At 63.2% G+C, this 23,131-nt stretch carries 20 protein-coding genes; 12 read left to right on the top strand and 8 right to left on the bottom strand.

Going from position 1 to position 23,131, the window contains the following annotated elements:
• Positions 1 to 40 precede the first annotated feature (40 nt).
• The 8 genes from trpE to lexA all read left to right on the top strand — a co-directional run bounded on the left by trpE (position 41) and on the right by lexA (position 7,357).
• The gene (gene trpE, locus KIH45_RS02850) at positions 41 to 1,570 is read left to right on the top strand and encodes an anthranilate synthase component I (RefSeq protein WP_225899592.1); all 1,530 of its coding nucleotides are present in this window, start codon (positions 41 to 43) and stop codon (positions 1,568 to 1,570) included.
• Between the two features lie 13 nt (positions 1,571 to 1,583).
• On the top strand, positions 1,584 to 2,543 hold the full coding sequence (gene pip / locus KIH45_RS02845) for a prolyl aminopeptidase (RefSeq protein ID WP_213174678.1): 960 nt from the start codon (positions 1,584 to 1,586) through the stop codon (positions 2,541 to 2,543).
• Entirely contained in the window at positions 2,540 to 3,139 is a 600-nt protein-coding gene (locus KIH45_RS02840; RefSeq protein WP_213174455.1) for an anthranilate synthase component II, read from the top strand. The genes pip and KIH45_RS02840 overlap by 4 nt, the downstream gene beginning before the upstream one ends.
• Positions 3,136 to 4,101, top strand: coding sequence for an anthranilate phosphoribosyltransferase (trpD, locus tag KIH45_RS02835; protein ID WP_213174454.1), 966 nt, complete (start codon positions 3,136 to 3,138; stop codon positions 4,099 to 4,101). Before KIH45_RS02840 ends, trpD begins: the two co-directional genes overlap by 4 nt.
• Positions 4,102 to 4,109: 8 nt before the next feature.
• Entirely contained in the window at positions 4,110 to 4,916 is an 807-nt protein-coding gene (gene trpC, locus KIH45_RS02830) for an indole-3-glycerol phosphate synthase TrpC (RefSeq protein WP_213174453.1), read from the top strand.
• Positions 4,916 to 5,407, top strand: a complete 492-nt coding sequence (gene moaC, locus KIH45_RS02825; RefSeq protein ID WP_213174452.1) for a cyclic pyranopterin monophosphate synthase MoaC — start codon at positions 4,916 to 4,918, stop codon at positions 5,405 to 5,407. The genes trpC and moaC overlap by 1 nt, the downstream gene beginning before the upstream one ends.
• Complete coding sequence (locus KIH45_RS02820; RefSeq protein ID WP_213174451.1) at positions 5,404 to 6,591, top strand: molybdopterin molybdotransferase MoeA; 1,188 nt, start codon at positions 5,404 to 5,406, stop codon at positions 6,589 to 6,591. The genes moaC and KIH45_RS02820 overlap by 4 nt, the downstream gene beginning before the upstream one ends.
• An 82-nt stretch (positions 6,592 to 6,673) precedes the next feature.
• A complete protein-coding gene (lexA, locus tag KIH45_RS02815) occupies positions 6,674 to 7,357 on the top strand; it encodes a transcriptional repressor LexA (protein ID WP_213174450.1) in 684 nt (227 codons plus the stop codon).
• Between the two features lie 15 nt (positions 7,358 to 7,372).
• Here the strand turns inward: lexA and KIH45_RS02810 are convergent, their stop codons facing one another.
• Positions 7,373 to 9,373 (bottom strand): ComEC/Rec2 family competence protein, encoded by a 2,001-nt coding sequence (locus KIH45_RS02810; RefSeq protein WP_213174449.1) that lies wholly within the window; start codon positions 9,371 to 9,373, stop codon positions 7,373 to 7,375.
• Between the two features lie 228 nt (positions 9,374 to 9,601).
• On the opposite strand from KIH45_RS02810, the gene gltX reads away from it, so the two are divergent.
• From gltX to KIH45_RS02795, 3 genes are read left to right on the top strand one after another with little or no spacing between them, the layout of a single operon-like run.
• Entirely contained in the window at positions 9,602 to 11,101 is a 1,500-nt protein-coding gene (gene gltX / locus KIH45_RS02805) for a glutamate--tRNA ligase (RefSeq protein WP_213174448.1), read from the top strand.
• Between the two features lie 30 nt (positions 11,102 to 11,131).
• Entirely contained in the window at positions 11,132 to 12,406 is a 1,275-nt protein-coding gene (locus KIH45_RS02800; RefSeq protein WP_213174677.1) for a citrate synthase, read from the top strand.
• 26 nt (positions 12,407 to 12,432) lie between these two features.
• The gene (locus tag KIH45_RS02795) at positions 12,433 to 12,636 is read left to right on the top strand and encodes a hypothetical protein (protein WP_213174447.1); all 204 of its coding nucleotides are present in this window, start codon (positions 12,433 to 12,435) and stop codon (positions 12,634 to 12,636) included.
• On the opposite strand, the gene KIH45_RS02790 is transcribed toward KIH45_RS02795, so the two are convergent.
• Genes KIH45_RS02790 through KIH45_RS02780 form a run of 3 tightly spaced genes read right to left on the bottom strand, consistent with a single transcriptional unit; the run spans position 12,633 to position 16,243 of the window.
• Complete coding sequence (locus KIH45_RS02790; protein WP_213174446.1) at positions 12,633 to 13,976, bottom strand: sensor histidine kinase; 1,344 nt, start codon at positions 13,974 to 13,976, stop codon at positions 12,633 to 12,635. The genes KIH45_RS02795 and KIH45_RS02790 overlap by 4 nt on opposite strands.
• Positions 13,963 to 14,925 (bottom strand): hypothetical protein, encoded by a 963-nt coding sequence (locus tag KIH45_RS02785; RefSeq protein ID WP_213174445.1) that lies wholly within the window; start codon positions 14,923 to 14,925, stop codon positions 13,963 to 13,965. Before KIH45_RS02785 ends, KIH45_RS02790 begins: the two co-directional genes overlap by 14 nt.
• Positions 14,926 to 14,959: 34 nt before the next feature.
• Positions 14,960 to 16,243 (bottom strand): hypothetical protein, encoded by a 1,284-nt coding sequence (locus KIH45_RS02780; RefSeq protein ID WP_213174444.1) that lies wholly within the window; start codon positions 16,241 to 16,243, stop codon positions 14,960 to 14,962.
• Positions 16,244 to 16,382: 139 nt separating this feature from the next.
• Here KIH45_RS02780 and KIH45_RS02775 point away from each other — a divergent pair, with 139 nt between their 5' ends.
• On the top strand, positions 16,383 to 19,607 hold the full coding sequence (locus KIH45_RS02775) for a hypothetical protein (RefSeq protein WP_213174443.1): 3,225 nt from the start codon (positions 16,383 to 16,385) through the stop codon (positions 19,605 to 19,607).
• Between the two features lie 10 nt (positions 19,608 to 19,617).
• On the opposite strand, the gene KIH45_RS02770 is transcribed toward KIH45_RS02775, so the two are convergent.
• From KIH45_RS02770 to KIH45_RS02755, 4 genes are read right to left on the bottom strand one after another with little or no spacing between them, the layout of a single operon-like run.
• On the bottom strand, positions 19,618 to 19,932 hold the full coding sequence (locus KIH45_RS02770) for a DUF1467 family protein (RefSeq protein WP_213174442.1): 315 nt from the start codon (positions 19,930 to 19,932) through the stop codon (positions 19,618 to 19,620).
• 11 nt (positions 19,933 to 19,943) lie between these two features.
• A complete protein-coding gene (locus KIH45_RS02765) occupies positions 19,944 to 21,593 on the bottom strand; it encodes a ribonuclease J (RefSeq protein WP_213174441.1) in 1,650 nt (549 codons plus the stop codon).
• Entirely contained in the window at positions 21,590 to 22,378 is a 789-nt protein-coding gene (locus KIH45_RS02760; protein ID WP_213174440.1) for a type III pantothenate kinase, read from the bottom strand. The genes KIH45_RS02765 and KIH45_RS02760 overlap by 4 nt, the downstream gene beginning before the upstream one ends.
• 1 nt (position 22,379) lies before the next feature.
• Complete coding sequence (locus KIH45_RS02755; RefSeq protein WP_213174439.1) at positions 22,380 to 23,120, bottom strand: biotin--[acetyl-CoA-carboxylase] ligase; 741 nt, start codon at positions 23,118 to 23,120, stop codon at positions 22,380 to 22,382.
• Between the last annotated feature and the right edge of the window lie 11 nt (positions 23,121 to 23,131).

Here is a 23,131-nt window from a genome sequence, read left to right as displayed (position 1 = left end):
TAACGGCATGGGGGCCCCTACCGCTTTGAGTGCCGCCGCTTTGAGTGATGAGGCCACCCGCGACAGGCTGGCCGAGAGCGAACTGGCCGCAGGGCGTCCGGGCGTCGTGTGGCGCAAGGTCATTGCCGATTGCGACACGCCGGTTGCCGCCGCGGTAAAGCTGATCGAACCGGGCCGCGGTGATTTCCTGCTGGAATCGGTCGAGGGCGGTGAAGTTCGCGGGCGATACAGCCTCGTCGGGCTCGACCCCGATCTCGTCTATCGCGCGCAAGGCACGAAGGCCGAGATCAACCGCCAGTGGCGGCGCGATCGCGATACGTTCGAGGACACGGGCAGCGACCCGCTGACCTCGTTGCGTGCGCTGGTCGAGGAATGCCGCTTCGACATTCCCGAAGGCCTGCCCCCTGCCCTCGCCTGCCTCGTCGGTTATTTCGGGTACGAGACTATCGGACTGGTGGAGACGATCTCGCGCCCGCCGGCAAATCCGCTCGACGTGCCGGACATGCTGTTCACGCGCCCCGCGCTGGTTCTGGTGTTCGACCGGCTTCAGGACGCGCTGTTCTGCGTCGCACCGGTCTGGCCGGGCGATGAGGCTGCGAGCAACGCTGTTGCCAAGGCGCGCGGCCGTATCGACGACTGCCTTGCGCGGCTGAGCGCGGCGCGCCTGCCTTCGCAGCCCTATCCCGACGACGTGCCCGAACCGGCGCTCAACCCGAACCTTGAGCCGGGCCGCTACCGCGAGATGGTGCTGAAGGCGAAGGACTACATCACCGCAGGCGACATCTTCCAGGTCGTGCTGGCCCAGCGGTTTTCGACGCCGTTTCCGCTACCTCCGCTCGATCTCTATCGCGCATTGCGCCGTGTGAACCCGTCGCCGTTTCTCTATTTCCTCGATCTTCCGGGCTTTGCGCTGACGGGGTCGAGCCCCGAAATCCTCGTGCGCGTGCGCAACGATGCCGACGGCAAGCCCGAAGTGACGATCCGCCCGATCGCGGGCACGCGCCCTCGTGGCAAGACGCCGGAAGAAGACCGCGCGAACCGCGAAAGCCTGCTCGAAGATCCCAAGGAACGGGCCGAGCACCTCATGCTCCTCGACCTTGGCCGCAACGACGTGGGCCGCGTCGCAGAGGCCGGAACCGTGCGCGTCACCGACAGCTACACGGTCGAGAACTACAGCCACGTCATGCACATCGTCTCGAACGTGGTCGGCGCGCTTGATCCGGCGCGCGATGCGATCGATGCCTTGTTCGCAGGCTTCCCCGCGGGCACCGTCAGCGGCGCGCCCAAAGTCCGCGCCTGCCAGATCATCGCCGAGCTGGAGCCGGAAACCCGCGGTGCCTATGCAGGCGGCGTCGGCTATTTCTCGCCCGACGGTTCGGTCGACAGCTGCATCGTCCTGCGCACGGCGCTGGTGAAGGACGGCACGATGCACGTGCAAGCCGGTGCCGGTATCGTCGCGGACAGCGATCCCGCCTACGAGCAGCGTGAGTGCGAGGCCAAGGCCGGCGCCCTCGTCGCCGCAGCGCGCGAGGCGCTTCGCGTCGCGCGCGAGCCGGGTTACGGCCAGTAGGATCATGACGGATATGACCGAACGACGCACTCTCTACCCGGAAATCGAGCCTTACGAGAGCGGCTGGCTGGACGTGGGCGAAGGCCATTCGCTCTATTACGAGCGTGTCGGCACGCCCGGCGCGAAGCCTGCGGTATTCCTTCACGGCGGACCCGGCGGCGGAATGTCGCCCAGCCATCGCCGCCAGTGGGACCCGGCGCGCTATGACGTGCTGCTGTTCGACCAGCGCGGCTGCGGCAAGTCGAAGCCCTTTGCCGAGATCGAGAACAACGATACCTGGCGCATCGTCGCCGATATCGAGGCCTTGCGCGAAATGTGCGGGCACGAGGCATGGCAGGCATTCGGCGGAAGCTGGGGCTCGACCCTCGCGCTCGCCTATGCGCAGGCCCATCCCGAACGCGTGACCGAACTCGTCCTGCGCGGCATTTTCCTTGCCCGCGAGAAAGAGGACGAATGGCTCTATGGCCGGGGCGCGAGCGAGATCATGCCCGAACAGTGGGACGCCTTCACCGGCCTCATCCCCGAGGACGAACGCGGCGATCTGGTCACCGCCTACGAACGCCGCCTCAATAGCGATGACGAAGCCGTAGCCCTGGCTGCCGCCCGTGAATGGTCGCTTTGGGAAGCCAATGTCGCGACCCTTCTGCCAAACCCCGACTTGCTTGAGGAATTCGCCGATCCTTCGAAGGCACTCCCCTTCGCGCGCATCTGCGTGCGGTTCTTCCGCGACCGGTTCTATCTGGAAGAAGGTCAGCTGCTCGCCAATATTGACCGCATCCGCCACATTCCGACCGTGATGGTCCAAGGCCGCTACGACATCTGCACTCCGCCGACTTCGGCTTGGGAAGTTAAGAAGGCCTGGCCCGAGGCGGAGTTGTGGATCGTGCCCGATGCCGGTCACTCGGCAAGCGAGCCGGGTATCATCGACGGTCTGGTCCGCGCTACCGACCAATTCGCCGGGGGCGATGCATGATCCTCGTCATCGACAATTACGACAGCTTCACTTGGAACCTCGTCCACTACCTGATGGAAATGGGTGCCAAGGTCGACGTCGTGCGTAACGACGCGATGACTGCGGCCGAGGCTATTGCCACGGGTGCCGAAGGCTTCCTGCTCTCGCCCGGCCCTTGCACACCGAACGAGGCAGGCATCAGCCTCGATCTGGTCGGAGCCTGCGCCGATGCGGGCAAGCCCCTGCTGGGCGTCTGCCTTGGCCACCAATCGATCGGCCAGTATTTCGGCGGCAAGGTCGTCCAGGGCGGCCTGATGCACGGCAAGACCAGCCCCGTCGACCACGACAATACCGGCGTTTTCGAGGGCATCCCCTCGCCCTATCTCGCGACGCGCTATCACTCGCTGGTGGTAGAAGACATCCCCGCCAGCCTGCTGGTGAACGCGACAACGCCGCGCCCCGGCGAAGACGGCACCCATGCGATGGGCTTCCGCCATGCCGAATTGCCGATCCATGGCGTCCAGTTCCATCCGGAAAGCATCGCGACAGAACATGGCCATGCGCTGCTCGCCAACTTCCTTAAGATCTGCGGCATCGACGCAAAGGTGCCGGCATGAGCTACTCGATGACAGAAACCGAGGCTCTGTTCGGGCAGATGCTCGACGGCCAGATGACCGACGAGGCGATTGCGGGCCTTCTGGTTGAACTGGCTGAGCGCGGCGAAACGGCTGAGGAAATCGCCGGAGCCGTCCGCGCAATGCGGGCCCGGATGCTGACGATCGCGGCTCCTGACAACGCGATCGACGTATGCGGCACCGGGGGCGACGGACAGCACAGCCTCAACGTTTCGACCGCGGTGGCGCTTGTCGTCGCGGCTTGCGGCGTGCCGGTGGCCAAGCACGGCAATCGCGCCGCCTCCAGCAAGGCTGGCGGTGCTGATACGCTCGAAACGTTGGGTCTCGACCTTGCGCGCGCCGGGATCAAGGCGGAAGAAACGCTGCCCGATCTAGGCATCGCATTCCTCTTTGCGCAGTCGCACCACCCGGCACTTGCCCGCATCGCCCCGATCCGCAAGTCGCTGGGACGGCGCACGATTTTCAACCTGACCGGACCGCTTGCCAATCCGGCAGGTGTCAAGCGCCAGCTTGTCGGTGTGGCCAGCCCCGACCTCGTGCCGCTCTATGCAGAGGCGATGCGCCTCCTCGGGACCGAGCGGGCGCTGGTCGTCTCGGGCATGGAAGGCCTCGACGAAATGTCGATCGCTGGCCCGACGCGCATCGAAGGCATCGGCATCGACGTTCCTGCCGAATTGTCGCCAGGCGATGCGGGCCTTCCCGCGCATTCGCTGGACGCGATCAAGGGCGGAGATCCCGAATACAATGCAGATGCTCTGCGCCGTCTGCTCATGGGCGAAACGGGGGCCTACCGCGATGCGGTCGTGCTCAATTCCGCTGCTGCCCTGTGGCTGGCGGGCGAAGCGGATGATCTGGCATCGGGCGCCGAAGAAGCGGGCGAAGTGATCGACAAGGGGCTGGCGAAGGCGCTGCTCGATTGCTGGATCGCCACGGTCAAGGCATGAAGGCTGGCATGACGGCACCCAACAAGCTTATCGAGATTTGCGACACCAAGCGTGGTGAAGTCGCCGAGCGCAAGGCGAAGTTCTCGCTGGCCGATCTCGAAGCCGCCGAACTGGCGCGCGAACCGGTCCGCGGGTTCGAGGCGCGCCTGCGCGAGGCATCTGCAACGGGCTTCGGCCTGATCGCAGAAATCAAGCGAGCTTCGCCTTCCAAGGGATTGATCCGAGAGGATTTCAATCCTGAAAACCACGCACGCGACTACGCTGCTGGCGGGGCGACCTGTCTCTCGGTCCTGACCGATGCACCCTATTTCCAGGGGCACGAGGATTACCTGCTCGCCGCCCGCAAGGCCTGCACCCTTCCGGTGCTACGCAAAGATTTCATGGTCGATCCCTGGCAGGTCGCGGAAGCCCGCTCGATCGGGGCGGACGCAATCCTGATCATCGTCGCTGCACTTGCGGACGCCCAGATGGCCGAGATCGAGGCTGCGGCCATCGAACGCGGCATGGATGTCCTCGTCGAGGTTCACGACGAGATCGAGATGGAGCGCGCAGCGCGGCTCAAGTCGCGCCTCATCGGTGTCAACAACCGCGATCTTCGGACGTTCGTCACTGATCTGGCCAATACCGAACGCCTCGCCCCGCTCGCGCCCGAAGGGTCGCTGCTGGTGGGCGAAAGCGGGATCAACAGCCACTCCGATTGCGAGCGTCTGGCCGCCCACGGTGTACGCACGTTCCTCGTCGGCGAAAGCCTCATGCGGCAGGCCGACGTCGAAAGCGCCACACGAAACCTGCTGACTGGCAAGGCCAGCGCGTAGTGAGCAGCCTGACCCATCTCGATGAAGACGGTGCCGCCCGCATGGTCGACGTGGGCGCGAAGCAGGTCACCCGCCGGATAGCGGTCGCAACCGGCAAGATCACGATGTCCGCTAAGGCCCTCAACGCGATCCGTGACGGTCTGGTCAAGAAAGGCGACGTACTCGCCACGGCGCGCATCGCGGGCATCATGGCGGCAAAGCGGACAGGCGAATTGATACCGCTTTGCCATCCGCTTGGGCTCGACAGCGTATCGATCGATTTCGGTTTCGAAGACGGTGCAATCAGCGCCACCGCCACGGCTGCGCTGTCCGCAAAGACTGGCGTCGAAATGGAAGCAATAACAGCGACTTCCGTGGCACTTCTCACAATCTATGACATGGCCAAGGCGATCGACAAGTCCATGGTAATCGGCGACATTCGCGTGATCGCCAAGGATGGCGGCAAGTCAGGCCGGTGGCGCGCGCAAGGTTACGAGGACCTAGAGCTTTGAAGCCACTTCTCGCGCTGGAAGATGCGCAGGAGCGACTCCTCGCGCTAGTCAAACCGGGCGAAGTCGAGACGGTGCCAGTCGCAGATGCGCTGAACCGCTACCTTGCCAGCCCCCTTCCCGCGCTGCGCACGCAGCCTGCATACCCCCTCTCCGCGATGGATGGCTGGGCCGTACGCCAGGCCGATATGCCAGGCCCGTGGAAAGTGATCGGCGAAAGCGCGGCTGGCCATCCGGCACATGTCGCGGTGGAAGCCAGTGAGGCTGCCCGCATTTCTACCGGAGCAATTCTTCCTCAAGGCTCCGACATGGTTGTAGTGCAAGAGGACTGTACGGTTGACGGGACCACGTTGTCCTTCCACGGAGAGCCGCCGAGCCCACTCGGCCGCCATGTCCGGCAACGAGGATTGGACTTCGAGGAGGGAGCCGAGGTTCTTCACGCCGGTGCGAAGGTGACACCCGCAGCACTCGCACTCGCCATCAGCAGCGGGTACGCAAAGCTACCGGTCTTCCGAAAGCCCAAGATCGTGGTCATCGACAGCGGCGATGAGCTTGTCGCCGCCGGCGATCCGCTTGTTGACGGGCAGATCCCGGCCAGCAATGGACCGATGCTTTGCGCTTTGCTGTCAGTGATGCCTTGCGACGTTACGCTTGCAGGACCGGTTCCGGATGATCTCGAAACTATTGTCGCGACCTTGGAGAGTGCAAGGGACGCCGACCTGATCGTCACCAGCGGCGGTGCATCAGTCGGAGATCACGATCTGATGCGCCCTGCTCTTGAGAAAGTCGGTGCGGCGCTCGACTTTTGGAGCGTCGCCATGAAGCCCGGCAAGCCGATCATGGTCGGACAGCGCGGCGACCAGACGATTATCGGCCTTCCCGGCAATCCAGTTTCCAGTTTCGTCACGGCACATCTGTTCGCCCTGCCCTTCGTGCGAGCCCTGCTGGGGGCCTCCAGAGCGCTGCCAACCTACTCGATTGCAAGGGTGCTGTCGGACCTTCCTTCGACGGGGAAACGGGCAGAGTTCCTGAGAGCAACACAGAAGCACGATGGTGTCGAGCCGGTCAGTGTACAGGACAGCGGAGCATTGCTGCCCTTGGCCCGGGCCGATGCGCTGATTTTTCGCGCGCCTTTCAGCAAAGCCGCATGTGCAGGAACCGAAATTCAATTTATCCGCATCGGATAAGTCGCCCGCTTGACGGGACTAACTTTGTTTTCTAATTGTTCCTTATTCGTTCACGATAGAACGGCGAATAAGGGATCAGGTCATGCTCACCCGCAAGCAACACGAATTGCTCCTGTTCATTCAGCGCAGGCTCGAGGAATCGGGCATCTCTCCCTCGTTTGAAGAGATGAAGGAAGCGCTCGACCTAAAGTCGAAGTCGGGCGTGCACCGGCTTATCTCGGCGCTTGAGGAACGCGGCTTCATTCGCCGCCTGCCCAACCGGGCGCGCGCTCTGGAAATCCTGCGACAGCCTGACGATGTCAGTGGCTCGGCCCGGCCGGTTCCGTCGAACGTCGTGGAGATGCCTAAGGCAAAGGCACCTCCCGCTCCGGCCCCGGCCAACGACGTGATCGAGATTCCGCTGCACGGCCGGATCGCGGCCGGTGTGCCGATAGAAGCGCTTGAAGATAGTCAGACCCTGCCAGTTCCGGCAGCTCTTCTGGGATCGGGCGAACATTACGCGCTCGAGGTGTCAGGCGACTCCATGGTCGAGGCCGGGATTTTCGATGGCGATTTCGCCCTTGTTCGCAAGACCGACGTCGCCCGCGATGGTGAGATCATCGTGGCGCTCGTCCGCGGGGAAGAGGCGACGCTGAAATACCTGCATCGTGAGGGCAAAATGGTTCGTCTAGATCCGGCCAATGCGGCTTACGAACCGCAAGTCTACGCCGCCAACGAAGTGCAGGTTCAGGGACGTCTTGCAGGCCTTCTGCGCCGTTATCATTAAGTAGCCGCACACGCCTTACCAACCGTGAGCGTCCCCGGCGGGGCGTACGTAGCTGACCACTCGCGCATCGAAATCGATCGCCGCCCCGCCCCTTCGGGACAAAGTCCTCCCGTCCAGTTTGAGCCACTTGGGCTCACAACGGTCCGGTAAAGCATTTTCCGCGATCACGATGTCGCTGGCGGCGCAGGCCTGGGCCAGTTCGCTGGGTTCGGCATAAACCCGCCCGCTTCCGATCAGGATCTCCGTTCCGCGGTCCGCGCTGATCCTGCAAAACGCGTCGTTGCAGACTGCTTCGGGAAATTGGTGAATCCGGCGCTCCGATTTGCCCTCGTCATGATGGTCGGAAATGACAGCGTTACCGGTGAGTTCGAGAAGCCTATCGCTTTCGAAGCTCTCTTGCGGCCTCAGCCAGTAAGAATGTCTGTCTTTTGTGATCACCACCTGTCGGCCGCTTCCCGCCACGATCATATCGGGAGGGGACAAAGCAAGTAGTACAGACAAGCCAAGGACCATGCCTGGAACGCCGAGCAGGCGCATCCTACCGCTCCAGAATGCCAACCAGAGGGCACTGGCCGCAATGAACAGGACAAGCCAGGTCGGCACCATCGGCGATAACTTGACCGAGCCTGCCGCATTCGACGTGACGTGAGCGATCTTGAGCAACCAGTCGGCCGCAATCGCGGTCATTGACCATGCAGGCGCCCCAATGTCGAGCCCTTCGAGCAGTAAGGAAAGGCCCAACATCGGCATTACGACGAGCGTGGTCAGCGGAATGGCGAACAGATTAGCGGCCGCACCATATAGTCCCGCCTTGTGAAAGTGCATCAAGACGATCGGGAGCAGGCTCAGCTCGATTACAAGGCCAGTCAGGAACAGCAGAAAGGCATGACGTAATATGCGTCGTGGCCAAGCCAAGTCGCGGCCAGCCTTTCGAAACCGCGCCACAGGGGCGCAATTGTGAAATGCGACGATCGCGATGACTGCTGCGAAGCTCAATTGAAAGCTCGCGCCAACAACTGCCTCTGGCCAGAAAAGCATGACCACGATCGCTGCGATCGCCACGAGCCGCATCGACAACGCTTGCCGGCCCAAAGCTATAGCGGCCAAAACGAGAAGTGCCGCGATACAGGCCCTGACAGTCGGCAAGGCAGCCCCGGTCAAAAGAGTGTAGCCAATACCAGCAAACGCCCCTGCCCCAGATGCAACGAAAGGAAGAGGGAGGCGCAGCGCAAGCGCCGGCCACAAAGCCAGCAATCGCAGGCTGACGAACCAGACGACACCGATCACCGCCCCGACGTGAAGGCCGCTGATCGACAAGAGGTGCGCCATGCCCGCATTCCGCATGGCTTCTGCATCAGGTTCGGCGATGGCCGATCGATCGCCAGAGACAAGGGTTGCCGCAATACCGGCTGCCCCGCCCTCGTCGATCCGATGCAGGACAAGATCATGAAGATCGGAACGCAAAGTCGACTTGCTACGGTCTCTCGGTTGTTCGAACACCTCCACATCCGACATTACCGAACCGGTTGCCGACACGCCTTCGAACCAGGCAGTCCTGGCGTAGTCATATCCACCGGGCGCAACCGCGCGCGATGGCGGTATCAGCCTGATCCGCATCCGCAAGAGCGCGCCTGGCGCGATGGCCGGAAGGTCGTATTCCTCCGGCACTGTCACGCGAGCCCTGATCGGCTCTCCGGTCGCCTCACGCGTCGAAACCAGGATCCGCGCGCTTCTCTCCCGGGCCGCGTCGTCGCGTTCCAGAACTCGCACCGTCATTTCACTGACCATCGGCCGCCCGATCGGCGGAGTACCAATCAGCGTGGAGCGCGCCCAGGCGATCAGCAGACCTGCCGCCATCATCAGCGCCAGCGACACGATAGCCGCCCGAACAAAAGGATAGGTCTCTTCATCCAAAGCGAGCAGAGAAAATGCTGCCGCCAGACCGCAAAGCCCCAGAAAAACAAGCCATTCGCCAGGCGACAGTAGGCCGTACCACGCAAGAATTCCGACCAGCATCGCAGCAGCAAGCCACGGCATCTTTTCGAACTGTCGCGTCCCAAGGGCCGTTTCAACCCATCGGAGACTGGACAAATCGCGCAACCTTCCCCATTGCCGCACCTGCGAAGGTGGCGGGGCCCGATCTGGTGCCCCATCCGCGACCGGAATGGCGACATCACCTGTCATGTCTTGCCGTTCCCCCGTCTGCGGCCCCTCCCGGACATTATTGAAAGGAAACAAGGCAATATGGCAAGCGGTTCGGCAGCGGAAGGCAACGGCGCGAACGACGCCCAGCGCCCGGTTGTCACCCGTTTCGCGCCTTCTCCCACGGGATTCCTGCACATCGGCGGCGCACGTACCGCGCTGTTCAACTGGCTCTATGCGCGTCATTTCGGCGGCAAGGCACTGCTTCGTATCGAAGATACCGACCGCGCCCGCTCCACCCAGGAAGCGATCGACGCGATTCTCGACGGGCTGAACTGGCTCGGCTTCGATTATGACGAGGCTCCGGTTTTCCAGTCCGCGCAGGCCGAACGCCATGCCGAGGTCGCGCACATGCTGCTCGACGCCGGTTTCGCCTACAAGTGTTTCGCCACGGCCGAAGAACTGGAAGCGATGCGGGCCGAACAGCGCGCCAACAAGCAGCCCATGCGTTACGACGGCCGCTGGCGCGATCGCGACCCGTCAGAGGCGCCCGAAGGCGCGCCCTATGTCGTACGCCTCAAGACGCCGACCGGCGGCGAGACCGTGATCGAGGATGCGGTTCAGGGCCGCGTGAAGGTCAAGAATGTCGAGATCGACGATTACATCCTGCTGCGTTCTGACGGCACGCCGACCTATATGCTGGCGGTCGTGGTCGACGATCACGACATGGGTGTCACGCACGTCATTCGCGGCGACGATCACCTGAACAACGCTTTCCGGCAGTTGCCGATCTACAAGGCGATGCAGGAGATCGAGGGCGGCTGGGAAGAGCCGGTTTATGCGCACATCCCGTTGATCCACGGCGCCGACGGCGCCAAGCTTTCCAAGCGCCACGGCGCGATGGGCGTCGATGCCTATCGCGACGAGCTTGGCCTTCTGCCCGAAGCGGTCGTGAACTACCTGCTGCGGCTTGGCTGGGGCCACGGCGACCAGGAATTCTTCACCATCGACGAGGCGATCGAGTTCTTCGACCTGCCCGCCGTCGGCAAAAGCGCGTCGCGCTTCGACTTCAAGAAGCTGGCCAACATGAACGGTCAGTACATTCGCGAAGCCGACGATGCCCGTCTGGCAGAACTCGTTGCACCGCGCATTGCAAAGCTGGAACCCGCTTTCGATGCCGACAGGCACATGGCTGTGCTGGTCGAGGCGATGCCCTCTTTGAAGGCGCGCGCCAAGGATCTCGACGAACTGGCGGCAGGCGCCCTATTCCTGTTCCGTCAGCGTCCGCTTCCCATGGACGAGAAGGCGGAAAAGCTTCTCACCGACGATGCCCGCGCGTTGCTCGGTGAAATCTCCGAAAAGTTGAAAGCTGGTTCAGATTGGACTAGCGAGCAGCTCGAAACGGAACTCAAGGCGATGGCGGAGGAGCGCGAACTCGGGCTCGGCAAGCTGGCACAGCCGCTTCGTGCGGCGCTGACCGGTCAAGCGACATCACCTGGAATTTTCGACGTGCTCGTTCTTCTTGGACGCGACGAGAGCCTGGCGCGTATAGACGCACAGGCAACCGACGCGGCAAAGGCGGACGGCGCGGTAGCCAATTAACGTAATGGAGGCAGAGTAGTGGCTGACAACATGGCGAAGCTGAACGCCGGGGGCGGCGAATACGAATTTCCCGTCAAGAGCGGGACGATCGGCCCCGATGTCGTCGACATCGGCAAGCTTTACGGCAAGTCGGGTATGTTCACGTACGACCCGGGCTTTACCTCGACGGCGAGCTGCGATTCCGGCCTGACCTACATCGACGGCGAAGAAGGCGTCCTTCTCCACCGCGGTTACCCGATCGGCCAGCTGGCTGAAAACTCCAGCTTCATGGAAGTCGCCTATCTCCTGCTGAACGGCGAACTGCCCAGCACGGACGAATACGACAACTTCACCTACACCATCAGCCGCCACACCATGCTGCATGATCAGCTGCGCGGCTTCTATCAGGGCTTCCGCCGTGACGCCCACCCGATGGCCATCATGTGCGGTATCGTTGGCGCGCTTTCGGCGTTTTATCACGACAGCACCGACATCTCCGATCCCGAGCACCGCAAGATCAGCTCGCACCGCCTGATCGCCAAGATGCCGACGATCGCGGCCATGGCCTACAAGTACTCGATCGGTCAGCCCTTCCTCTATCCGGACAACTCGCTGAGCTACACCGGCAACTTCCTGCGCATGACCTTCGGCGTGCCGGCGGAAGAATACGAAGTGATCCCGGCTGTCGAAAAGGCGATGGACCGTATCTTCATCCTTCACGCCGACCACGAACAGAATGCCTCGACCTCAACCGTGCGTCTTGCAGGTTCGTCGGGCGCGAACCCGTTTGCTTGCATCGCGGCCGGCATTGCCTGCCTGTGGGGTCCGGCTCACGGCGGCGCGAACGAAGCGGCTCTCAACATGCTGCAGGAAATCGGCCGTCCGGAGCGTATCCCCGAGTACATCGCACGCGCGAAGAACAAGGACGATCCGTTCCGCCTGATGGGCTTCGGCCACCGCGTCTACAAGAACTACGACCCGCGCGCGACCGTCATGCAGAAGACCGTTCGCGAGGTTTTCGACGCGCTCAAGGTCAACGACCCGGTCTTCGAAGTCGCGCTTCAGCTGGAAGAAATGGCTCTCAACGACGACTACTTCGTCGAGAAGAAGCTCTTCCCGAACGTCGACTTCTACTCGGGCGTCATCCTTTCGGCGATCGGCTTCCCGACCACGATGTTCACCGCGCTCTTCGCCCTTGCCCGCACCGTCGGCTGGGTCGCGCAGTGGAACGAAATGATCTCCGATCCCGCACAGCGCATCGGTCGTCCGCGTCAGCTTTACACCGGCCCGACGCAGCGCGACTACGTCCCGTTCGACAAGCGCTGAACGGCTGACAGGTAAGGATCAGGGCGATGCCGAAACTCCTCATCAGGATCTTCGGCGTCGCCCTTTTTCTTTCCGGAATGCTCTGGACTCTCCAGGGCTTGGGCCTCGTCATGTGGCCTGCCGAAAGCTTTATGCTCGGCGAAAAAGAATGGGCCACTTACGGCGTGATTGCCGCTGGCGCCGGATTGCTGCTGATCTGGCTGACCCGCAATCGCGGGCCAAGGAATTAAACGGAGGGAAGCGTCAGGGTGAAGCGATTGCCGCCACCCTCGCCGGTCGAACCTTCAAGGTCACCGCCCATCGCGCGGGCAAGCATCAGCGCGATGTAGAGGCCCAGCCCGCTTCCACCATCGCCGCTACGGCCAAGCCGTTCGAACTTGTCGAACATGCGGATGAATTCCTCGGCAGACAGGCTCTCGCCCTCGTCCGTGACCGAAACGACGACGTTCACGCCGTTGCGCCCGATATCGACCGCAATGCGCCCGCCTTCGGGGCCGTAGCTAATCGCGTTTCCAACAATATTGAGCAGGATCTGCGTCACCCGCTTTCGATCCGCCATGGCAACCGCATCGCTGTTAGACAGCTCAAACGTCACCGAGCGTGCATCGGCGCGCACCTGAAGCAAGCGGCAAACGATCTCCGCAACATCCGAAACGACGACAGGTTCGGCGAAAATAGCGATCGTTCCGTGCTCTATCGCTTCGGCATCGCCAAGATCATCTGCAAGTTCGCCGAGGTGGCGTCCCGCATTGACCATGTCGAGCGCATATTCGCGGTATTCCGCCGGTAGCGGACCCGCCAATCTGTCTCGGATCGCCTCGGCCTGACGGATGATCCGTGCCACCGGATTACGCATCGCCGGGGCCAATTCATCGCCAAGCAGGTTCGGCGGAAGCAGGTCGGTTTCCTCGGTCTCGTACTCGTTCTCGCTAACCGGGCGGAGAAGCAGCTGGAAACCGACATTGGCCGAAGCAAGCAGCAAGTGCCATTCCCGCGAAGAGCCGGCGATCCGCACAGTCATGCCGCTGCGCGCCTGCCAAATCGGCGGCGTGCCGGAATCGTGACCGGAAAAGTCGAAAAGACCCGTCCAGTGCTGCCCCCGCATCACGCGCGCCTGCCCGACCAGTGGGGCCAGATCTGCCGCCTGGCTCTCTACAGCGACCACACGCTGTCCTTCGTCCAGCCAGACCACGCCTTCGGCCAACAAATTCTCGACCGCGAGGCGAGTCGCCTCTCCATTACCGCTGCCCGTGCAGTGGCTGGTCTGCTGCCAGTCGGACAAGCGGATCGAGCAGCCTTCGCCATCAGGCTCGACTTCGGCCCAGCCTTCGAGGCTTCCCTCGCTGTGCCGCATGACCAGCGGCCGCCCCAGTTTCATACCGAAACCGCGCGATTTGCGGACCAGTTCAAGCAGGCTCGGTGCGGCAATCAAGCCCGGGATTTCACCACCGCAGGCCAGTTGCATTTCGGCCAGCGGGCCATCAGCCACGACGAGACGGTCCGCCGCATCGCTGCGCGCGATCAGCGGTTCGACCGCTGCCGTCTCGGTGATGGCTTCAGCCCCTGACATTGTCCGATACCCCTTGCCCCGTCAGCAGAGCACGGGCGTCGCCGCCCTGCAAGCGTCCGAAGCCTTCGGGAAGTGTGATCTCGGGGTGGATGGCGTAGAACTCGCGCTCGATCTCGCGGTCGCCAAGGCCTGCCGCGCGCAGCGACAGGGCAAGGCGGGCAAGCTGGCTCTCACTCGTCGCAACGGCCACGGTATCTCGGGAATCGCCCGTTGCCGCGGCCAGCGCCGACAGGAATACCGGAACGCCTGCATGGGTGATCGACAGGGCGGCAAAGGCCCCTGCCCCCAGAGCGCCGACCAGCCGGTTGGCCAGCGAGATGCGGCACTGGGATTCGTCGTAACCCTCGCGGATCGCGTGTTCGGTGTTCCGCGCGTGCGCCTCATAGGCAAGATCGCCGGCAACCGCGTGGCGCAGCGTTTCGAGCAGCGAATGAAGCACTTCTGCGGGAAGTTCGTTGACCGGCAGGCTCATGCGCTGCTGATGCCGCGCAAAGGCTGCCTGCGAAGTCAGAAGGTCCATCGCAAGCGCCGAACTGGTCGGATCGTCCGCGCCGATCAGCGCCTGAAGCAGCGGCGAAAGCGCGGGATCGACACCTGCGCGGCGCTGCATGGATTCGGTAAGTTGCCATTCAAGGGCAATCGAATGGAGGTGATCGACAATGACAGGTTCGTCGATCAGAGCGCCCGAAAGCGGCTCCGTGATCGAATTGGCCCACCCGCGCGGATCGCGCTCACCCGCCGCCTGCGCCAGTTTGTAACCGACCTGACGAGCCAGATCTTCGGCCATTCCGCGCACGCGAGCGACGATCGCATCGCTGAACATGGAGCGGTCCTCGGTCGCGATCAGTTGACGCAAGACAACGCCGCGCGCGCCGAGAACGCGGTCGCCCCGCTTCAGCTCAACCCGCATAACTGATTGTAGGCCCGTGGCCTTTTCCAGTTCACCCATGCGAACGGACTAACACCCCATGGTTAAAGCCGCGTTATCTTGTCACGTGATTCGCGCGGAATGTCACAAATGCCGCCCACCCGGCCATGACAGCCATCGACACTGCCATGACAATCGGCGCCGTCCAACCGGCAAGAACGGCCAGCCCCAGTACGACACACTGTGTCCCCCTGTCCTCGAAGAAGGGACGTGCGTGGGGGACCGGGAAAAGCACTGCTCCAATGCGGACAAGGCAGACGAAAACGGTCGATACGAACCACGGCCCGAGTGCGCCAAGCCTTTCGCCCTCGATCCAGCCGGTCAGCGCCAGTGCCAGAACCACCAGAAGGAGCAGGTCGATGGCGAGATGCACGATTACCGGCCGCCGGTCCGGCATGGCCGCATCGATACGCCCCTGCCGCTCCGCCTTGTCGAGGATAATTGCGCCGCGCACGACCAGCCATGTCACTGCTACCGCGAAGAAAGCCGCCGCGAACATCGCGAACCCTGCCAGGGCCACGGCTGCAGCGGCTGGCAGGATCGCAGCCCACCACACGAGGATAGCCGACCGATCCGCCTCGAACAGGCGATTGCCGAATTTACCGACGATAAGGCTTGCAAGCTTGGCACCGGGCGTCTTGCCGCGCGCTTCGGTAAGGCTGAGGCGCAAACGGTGTGCCTCGATAGCCTGCCCCTCTGTTTCGCTCCGCACGATGACCCAGCGCCTGTCGGGCAGCGCCTGCGGATCGACCGGCCGCTGCGTAACGCCGGCCATAAGGGCAATCCGCAGAAGCGAAGACGCGACATCGCAATCGCGCGGCAACTGGCGAAGCCGCTCGGCCAAAGCGCCGGGAATGACAAGAATGCCGCCCCAGGCGAGTTCGGCGTCGATTCGCTCAAAACCGGCCTCAAGCCCTTCTTTCACCGGAAGCGTCGCGATGCCGGACTGCTTCAATAGCGGAACGGCCAACACCGGATCCGCCAGCAGCGCATCGCCGAATACGACGAGTTCGTCCGCCGCCGTCACTTCGGAACAGAGCGCGGGAGCATCGGCGATGACCCGTGCTTCCAGCTTCATTTCGCCGGCCAATGCGACAAGTTCGTCGAGGCCAACTGCCCGCCTGTCCGCAAGCAGGAGTATCCGTTGCACGCCTGTCGCCTGGGCCAGTTCCAGCTGACGTTCGACGACGGTTTGTCCGCCCACGCGCAATCCGGCACGCGTCAGCAGCCCGTCGACGGCCAGCGGCTCCAGCATGGAAAGTACGGCAATTCGCAAGTGTCTTGGCCCCTGTGCTGCCAGATCGGTCCGGGCAGCTCGTTCGCTATCGAGTTCCAGCACGGTTCATGGATCGCCCTGCGCCGCTCTGCAAGACGGGACAGGGGGATTGTTCCTAACCCTCGGAAAACCGTGGATGACACGGGGGAAAACGGGTCATTTCACGCGTGCGCGCGCGTTCATTCGGTGTTAGTCATACGCCATGACAAAGCGGCGGAACATCGTCCCCTTCGGCGGACAGGGCAGCGAAGAAGAATTCGTGGAAACGGTCGAGGCGGAAACCGCACCGATCGAAGAGGAGTACTCGGCAAGCGAGGACTGGTACGAAGAACCGGTCCGGACCCGCAATCTCGCCTGGATCGTCCCTGCTATCGGCGCTGTCGTCTTGATCGCATGGACTGCATTCTTCGGGTGGGCCAACCAGGCCGCAATCTTGTCAGGATCGACGCCCAGCGAATGGACTGCCCTGCTTGCACAGTGGGCCATGCCTGCCGCACTCGTCGTCACGCTCTGGATGCTGGCCATGCGCCACAGCCGGGTCGAGGCCGGACGCTTTGCCGACGCCGCCGCCAGCCTTCGCGCCGAATCCGCCGCGCTTGAAGATCGGCTCGGCCACGTAAACTCGGAACTGAGCATCGCGCGCGAGTTCATCATTGCACAGGGCCGCGACCTCGAGGCGCTTGGCCGTATCGCCAGCGAACGCCTTGGCGAAAGCGCGAACAAGCTAGAGGCGCTGATTTCGGACAATTCCGAACGCGTCGACCGTTTGCAGACCGTCAGCACCGCTGCGCTGGAAAACATGGAGAAGCTGCGCGGTCAGCTTCCCGTCGTGACCAACGCAACCCGCGACCTCACCAACAACATCGGACAGGCCGGACAGGGCGCGAGTGCGCAGCTTGAGCGTCTGTCCGAAGGCTTTGGCAAGATCGGAGAGGCGGGCGAGGCCAGCACGCTCAAGGTCGACGCGATGCGCGAACGCGTGAACGACGTTCTGGGCGAATTCAATCGCTGCGCCGAACAACTCGGCCAGATCGCCAAGGACCGCTTCGAAGCGCTCGACGCCGAGGGTGCGGCCCTTCGCGAACGCATGGACGAGCAGGAAATTGCCGCGCTCGCCGCCGTGCGCAAGCGGGCGGACGATCTTGAAGGTATGCTGGAAAGCACGCGCGGAAAGCTGGCCGAGGCAGAGGGTTTCGCCCTCAAGTCGCTGCGCGAGCGCCTTTCGACGCTGGAAACCGACGCCGATGACCTTGGCGAACGCCTGAAGAGCGGCGAGACCGGCGCGATCGACGGCTGGCGCGACCGTATCGCCGTGATCGAGAGCGATGCTCGCGCGCTGTTCACGCAACTCGACAACAATTCCGCAGAAGCGCTGGACGCCGCAGGTGCGCGCGTTGCTGCCCTGTCGTCCGAAATCAGCCGCCTCAACGGTGACCTGCGCCGTCAGGGCGAAACGCTCGATACCGAGATCGAGGAGCGCTACGCCAAGAGCGAAGACGCCAACCGCGGGATTGCCGAACGTCTCTCCGCACTTGTCGCAGGGCTCGATAGCGAGATTGAGGCCCGCCGTGTCCGCGGCGCGCAAGCAAGCCGCGCACTGGTGGAGGAACTGGCGTCGACATTCGCTCAGCTCGACACCGGCATTCAGGAACGCGTTGCCCGGGGTGAGGAAACGAGCCGAATTCTGGCAGAAAAGATCGGCGAAGCCCTCGCCCGCCTCGATGCGCAGATCGACGCCCGTAGCGAACGCGGCGAACAGCAGAGCCATGCCCTGGCCGCCCGCATCACTTCGACCCTCGCATCGCTCGATGAAGAAATCGCGCAGCGTGCGCAACGCGGCGAGGAAGCTGGCCGCGCGATGACGACCGGCGTTGCGACCGCACTCACCTCGCTCGACGGGGAGATCGAGATTCGCGAGGAACGCGGACGCGAAGCCGCGTCGCTCATGTCGGAATGCCTGCGCACCGCGCTCGATGCGCTCGATAGCGAGATCGCCCGCCGCCGTACACACAGCCGCGACGCGGCACGCGAACTGGCGGAAGGCTATGCCGACGAACTGGCCGAACTCGACCGCCAGCTTACCGAACGCCGCGAACGGCACGAGGAAGCGGGCCGCGATCTCTCGGGCAAGTTGCAGGACCTGCTGGTCCAGTTCGACGACGAGTTCGAAGCCCGCCGCGCCCGCCATCTCGAAGCGACCGAAGCGCTTGGCCGCCACGCCCAGCGTATTGCCGACCAGCTTGGCGACTACGGCTCGCGCATGGATGCCGCAGCCGGACAGGGCCGCGAGGCAGAGCAGGCCATCGTCAACGGTCTCAACACTCTCTCGGAAAAGCTGACTGCAAGCCGCGAGGCACTGGCAGGTACGGACACCGCCATCCTCGGCCTGACCGACAGTTCGGTACGCCTGCTCGAACTGATCGAGGCAAGTTCGCGTCACACGCGCGAGGCACTGCCTGGCGCGCTATCGGAAGCCGAAGGCCGCCTCGACGATGTGACGGGCCGGATCGAAGCCATGCGCCTCATGCTCGCCCAAGCCGGGGAACGTGGGGAAGATCTTGGCCGCGCCGTCGACACGACGCGCGAGACTACCCGCTCCGCCCTTGCCGAGATCGAGGGGCTGCATGACACCCTGCATGAACGCGGTTCGGCTCATGCGACCCAGCTTGGCGACTTGCGCGAAACGCTTTCGCAGGCGCGTGCGGACAGCGAAGCCATGGCGACCGCTGCCGAGGCCACGCTCAACGGCGCGATCGCGCGTCTTGCCGAGGCTAGCCGCGAGGCCGTTGCCAACATCGAAGGCACTTCGTCCGACGCCGTCCGCTCGATTGCGGAGAAGCTGGCCAAGGAAAGCGGCATCGTCGTCACCGAAGCCCTGCGCGAAAGCACCAGCGATGCGCTCGAAGGGCTCGACACCGCCGTCAGCAAGGCGACCGAGGCCGCACGCGAAGCCGCTGCCGAACTGCGCGAACAACTTGGCCGTGTCGACGAGATTACCGGACACCTCGAAGCCCGCATCGTCGCTGCGCGCCAGCGTGCCGAAGAAGACATCGACGATCACTTCGCTCGCCGCGTCTCGCAGATCACCGAATCGCTCAACTCGACCGCGATCGACATCGACAAGGTCCTGTCTGCCGAAGTCAGCGAGGCGTCATGGCAGGCCTATCTGAAGGGTGAGCGCGGCATCTTTACCCGCCGCGCAGTGCGCCTGATCGATTCCGGCGATGCCAAGCACATCGTCGAGCATTACGAAGCCGAGGAAGAGTTCCGCGAACACGTGAACCGTTACATCCACGACTTCGAGGCCATGCTGCGCAACCTGCTCGCCACCCGCGAAGGCAATTCGCTGGCGGTGACGGTGCTGTCGTCGGATATGGGCAAGCTCTACGTCGCGCTGGCGCAGGCGATCGAACGCCTGCGCCGCTAAGCGCGGGCATTCAGTCGTTCGCGGTTTCGCGCATCCAGATCTGTTCTTCCACGATCTCTTCCGGAGGGTGGATGAAGTTCAGATCGGCGACAGTGATCCAGCCGTTGACGTAATTGGCGTAGAACAGCGCGCATAGGATTGCCGCAAGGATCGTCGCACGTACGGCGACGCGGCCGGGGCGAAAGTTGCTGGGTGCGGAATCGGCCTGGCCGGGCACCAGTGCCTCACCCGCCTCGCGGTGCGTTCGGATGCCGAAGGGCATGACGATAAACGCGCTCATCACCCAGAACAGCAGGTAGATCGCAAGGACCGAGGTCCACTGCATCGTTCAAACTCCTAGTCGAAATCCTGCACGGTCACTTGCGGGTTCTTGCCCGACCAGCGCCGTGCCGCACGCCTTACAGCGAGCCGGACTGCTTCATGAACCGCATCGCGGTCCTTCGTGCGTCCGCCCTTCAGCCGTTTGACGGCCTTGGACAAGTCTTCCTGTGCCTCGGCAATGAAATCCGCCCCGTCCTCGTCCAACGGCAACCCGATAGGTAGAATGATCGGGTCAGCCTTCGAAACTTCGGGCGGGAGGGTCACCACGATATGGCCATTATGCGAAAGGCGACGACGCTCGACAATCGTCTCGCCATCGGCGGGCACGATGATGTCGCCGTCGAGCACAAGGCGCCCGGTGCGTGTCTCGCCGATCTTGCCCGGCTTGCCCGGCGCAAGGCGCACGATGTCGCCGTTCTTCTGGAACACTCGCGATGGAATGCCCGCCTCTGCGCCGACCTTGGCCTGCTCGCGCATGTGACGCACTTCGCCGTGCACCGGCACGAGCACTTCAGGCCGCAGCCACGAATAGAGTGCTTCCAATTCGGGACGCCCCGGATGGCCGGAAACGTGGATCAGTTCATGACGGTCGGTCACGATCTTGATCTCGCGCTCGGCCAGCTGGTTCATGATGCGACCGATCTGTAGCTCGTTACCCGGAATCTGGCGGCTCGAAAAGAGAACGACGTCGCCCTTGTCGAGTTCGAGCGGATGCGATTCCGAGGCGATACGGGCCAGCGCGGCACGCGGTTCGCCCTGACCGCCGGTGGCGATGATCAGGACATCGCCGCGCGGCAGGCGCATGGCGGTGTCGAAATCGACGGTCTCGGGGAAGTTCTGAAGGTAGCCGTTGTCCTTGGCCACAGCGATGATGCGGTCGAGCGAACGGCCGGCAACGCAAAGCTGGCGGCCGGTTTCCTTGGCGACCTGCCCCAGCGTCTGAAGTCGGGCGACGTTCGAGGCAAACGTGGTCACCAGAACCCGCTTGCCGCTGTGCCGCGCAATCTCGGTATCGAGAGCGAGCCTGACCGCCCCTTCGGAACCCGAAGGCTCCGGGTTGAAGACATTGGTGGAATCGCAGACGAGCGCGAGAACACCCCCGTCGCCGATCTCGCTCAGCTCCTCGGGCGTGCTAGGCTCACCGATTTGCGGATCGTCATCGAGCTTCCAGTCACCAGTGTGGAAGACCCGCCCGTAAGGCGTATCGATCAACACGGCGTTACCCTCGGCAATCGAGTGGGCGAGCGGGACGTAGCGAACCTTGAAAGGCCCCTCCCCGCCTGGCGTAAATTCATCGAGGTGATCGATGACATGCAGTTCGACCGCTTCGGTCAGATCCGCCTCTTCCAGCTTGCGCAGGACGAGTTCGGCGGTGAACGGTGTCGCGTAGAGCGGCACGCCAAGGTCGGCAGCAAAATACGGAACCGCGCCGATGTGATCCTCATGTGCATGGGTAAGCACAATTCCGAGCAGATCGTCTGAGCGTTCCTCGATGAATTCAAGGTCGGCGAAGACGAGGTCCACGCCCGGATAACCGGGATCAGCAAAGCTCATGCCAAGGTCGACCATCAGCCATTTGCCGTCCGCCCCGTAGAGGTTGACGTTCATGCCGATCTCGCCCGACCCGCCGAGCGCGAGGAAAAGCAGTTCTTTTTCTGGAGTCATCGCCCGCGTGTAGAGGCTTTTTCGGCGAGAATTGCCAGTCCCTTTAGTGTGAGGTCGACGTCGATCTGGTCAAAGGCATCGGTATGCTTGTCGAAAAGTAGCGCAAGCCCGCCTGTTGCGATTACCTTCGCAGGCCGTCCGATCTCTGCCTTGAGGCGAGAGACCAGCCCCTCAATCATCGAGATATAGCCCCAGAAGACGCCGATATGCATCTGCGCCTCGGTATTGCGGCCGATCAGCGTCTGGGTGCCCGTGGGTGCCTCGATCGCGATGCGCGGCAACTTGGCCGCGGCACTTACCAGAGCGTCGAGTGAGAGGTTGATGCCCGGCGCAATGATGCCGCCTTTGTAGGCGCCGTTGAAGTCGACCACGTCAAATGTCGTCGCCGTTCCGAAATCGATAACGATAAGGTCTTCGGGGTGACCGTCATGCGCCGCGATCGTGTTTACCGCACGGTCAGCGCCCAGTGACGCCGGTTCGTCCACGTCGATGGCAATACCCCAACCGGCCCCGCCTTCGCCCGCGAAGATCGGCGCTTTGCCGAAGTATTTTTCGCCCAGTACCTGCAGATTGTGCCGCGCGCGCGGGACCACGGTCGAGACGATGACTTCCTCGACAACCTCGAACGTCAGTCCTTCAAGGGTGAAGAGCTGCATCAGCCAGACGGCATACTCGTCGGCCGTGCGGCGCGCATCGGTGGCGATCCGCCAGCGTGTGCGTACTTCGCGACCTTCCATGAGGGCGAAGACGATGTTCGTGTTTCCAACGTCGCACGCCAGCAGCATGTCAGGCTCCCTCTTCGCCTATCAGTGAGACTTCGCCCGCGTGAATGACACGCATGGTGCCGTTGGCCAAGCGCATCATCAGCGCGCCGTCCTGATCTATCCCGGCGAAAGTGCCGTCTTCGGTCGTATCGGTCACACCGAGATAGCGTAGCGGCGCACCGATGTGCGGGCCGCGGATCGTCCAGCGTGAGATCGTCTCGGCAAGGCCCGATTTGCGCCACGACGACAGTTCCGAAGCCAGGCAATGCGCGAGTTCACCGGCGAAGTCGTCGCGATCCACGGACAGCCCGCGTGAGGCGAGTGCCGCCGTTGCGCGGTCAGGCAGATCGGGCGCCTTCAACAGGTTCACGCCGATCCCGATCACGACTGCATCGCCAGAACGCTCAAGCAGGATGCCCGCCAGCTTCGCCCCGTCAAGCAGGACGTCATTCGGCCACTTGAGCAGGAGCCCCTGTGCGTTGCCGATGAATTTCGAGATCGCCTCGTAGAGCGCGACGCCTGCGACAAGCGCGAGCGTCTGCGGAGCAGGATCGGAACTGCGCAAGTGCACGAGCGTCGAGCCCATGAAATTGCCCGCGCCGTCTGACCATTCGCGGCCCAGTCGGCCCCTGCCTTCGCCCTGCCGGTCAGCGACAAGCCATGCGCCTTCTTCCGCCGTCTCACACGAAGCGAGGCGGCGGAGAAGTTCCGCATTGGTCGAGCCAATCTGCTCGACCGTTTCGATGCGATGGCCGCTGGTCATGCGGCGCGCCC

Origin of the sequence: Croceicoccus gelatinilyticus (assembly GCF_018398395.1) — a bacterium.
Taxonomy (GTDB): Bacteria; Pseudomonadota; Alphaproteobacteria; order Sphingomonadales; family Sphingomonadaceae; genus Croceicoccus; species Croceicoccus gelatinilyticus.
The sequence above is the reverse complement of the archived record's forward strand: the minus strand, read 5'-3'. Positions and strand labels throughout refer to the sequence as shown.

Coding starts and splice junctions, on each gene's coding strand:
- pip (WP_213174678.1), top strand. CDS start 1,584: ATGACCGAACGACGCACTCTCTACCCGGAAATCGAGCCTTACGAGAGC.
- KIH45_RS02840 (WP_213174455.1), top strand. CDS start 2,540: ATGATCCTCGTCATCGACAATTACGACAGCTTCACTTGGAACCTCGTC.
- trpD (WP_213174454.1), top strand. CDS start 3,136: ATGAGCTACTCGATGACAGAAACCGAGGCTCTGTTCGGGCAGATGCTC.
- trpC (WP_213174453.1), top strand. CDS start 4,110: ATGACGGCACCCAACAAGCTTATCGAGATTTGCGACACCAAGCGTGGT.
- lexA (WP_213174450.1), top strand. CDS start 6,674: ATGCTCACCCGCAAGCAACACGAATTGCTCCTGTTCATTCAGCGCAGG.
- KIH45_RS02810 (WP_213174449.1), bottom strand. CDS start 9,373: ATGCTGGTCGGAATTCTTGCGTGGTACGGCCTACTGTCGCCTGGCGAA.
- gltX (WP_213174448.1), top strand. CDS start 9,602: ATGGCAAGCGGTTCGGCAGCGGAAGGCAACGGCGCGAACGACGCCCAG.
- KIH45_RS02800 (WP_213174677.1), top strand. CDS start 11,132: ATGGCGAAGCTGAACGCCGGGGGCGGCGAATACGAATTTCCCGTCAAG.
- KIH45_RS02795 (WP_213174447.1), top strand. CDS start 12,433: ATGCCGAAACTCCTCATCAGGATCTTCGGCGTCGCCCTTTTTCTTTCC.
- KIH45_RS02790 (WP_213174446.1), bottom strand. CDS start 13,976: ATGTCAGGGGCTGAAGCCATCACCGAGACGGCAGCGGTCGAACCGCTG.
- KIH45_RS02785 (WP_213174445.1), bottom strand. CDS start 14,925: ATGGGTGAACTGGAAAAGGCCACGGGCCTACAATCAGTTATGCGGGTT.
- KIH45_RS02775 (WP_213174443.1), top strand. CDS start 16,383: ATGACAAAGCGGCGGAACATCGTCCCCTTCGGCGGACAGGGCAGCGAA.
- KIH45_RS02770 (WP_213174442.1), bottom strand. CDS start 19,932: ATGCAGTGGACCTCGGTCCTTGCGATCTACCTGCTGTTCTGGGTGATG.
- KIH45_RS02765 (WP_213174441.1), bottom strand. CDS start 21,593: ATGACTCCAGAAAAAGAACTGCTTTTCCTCGCGCTCGGCGGGTCGGGC.
- KIH45_RS02760 (WP_213174440.1), bottom strand. CDS start 22,378: ATGCTGCTGGCGTGCGACGTTGGAAACACGAACATCGTCTTCGCCCTC.
- KIH45_RS02755 (WP_213174439.1), bottom strand. CDS start 23,120: ATGACCAGCGGCCATCGCATCGAAACGGTCGAGCAGATTGGCTCGACC.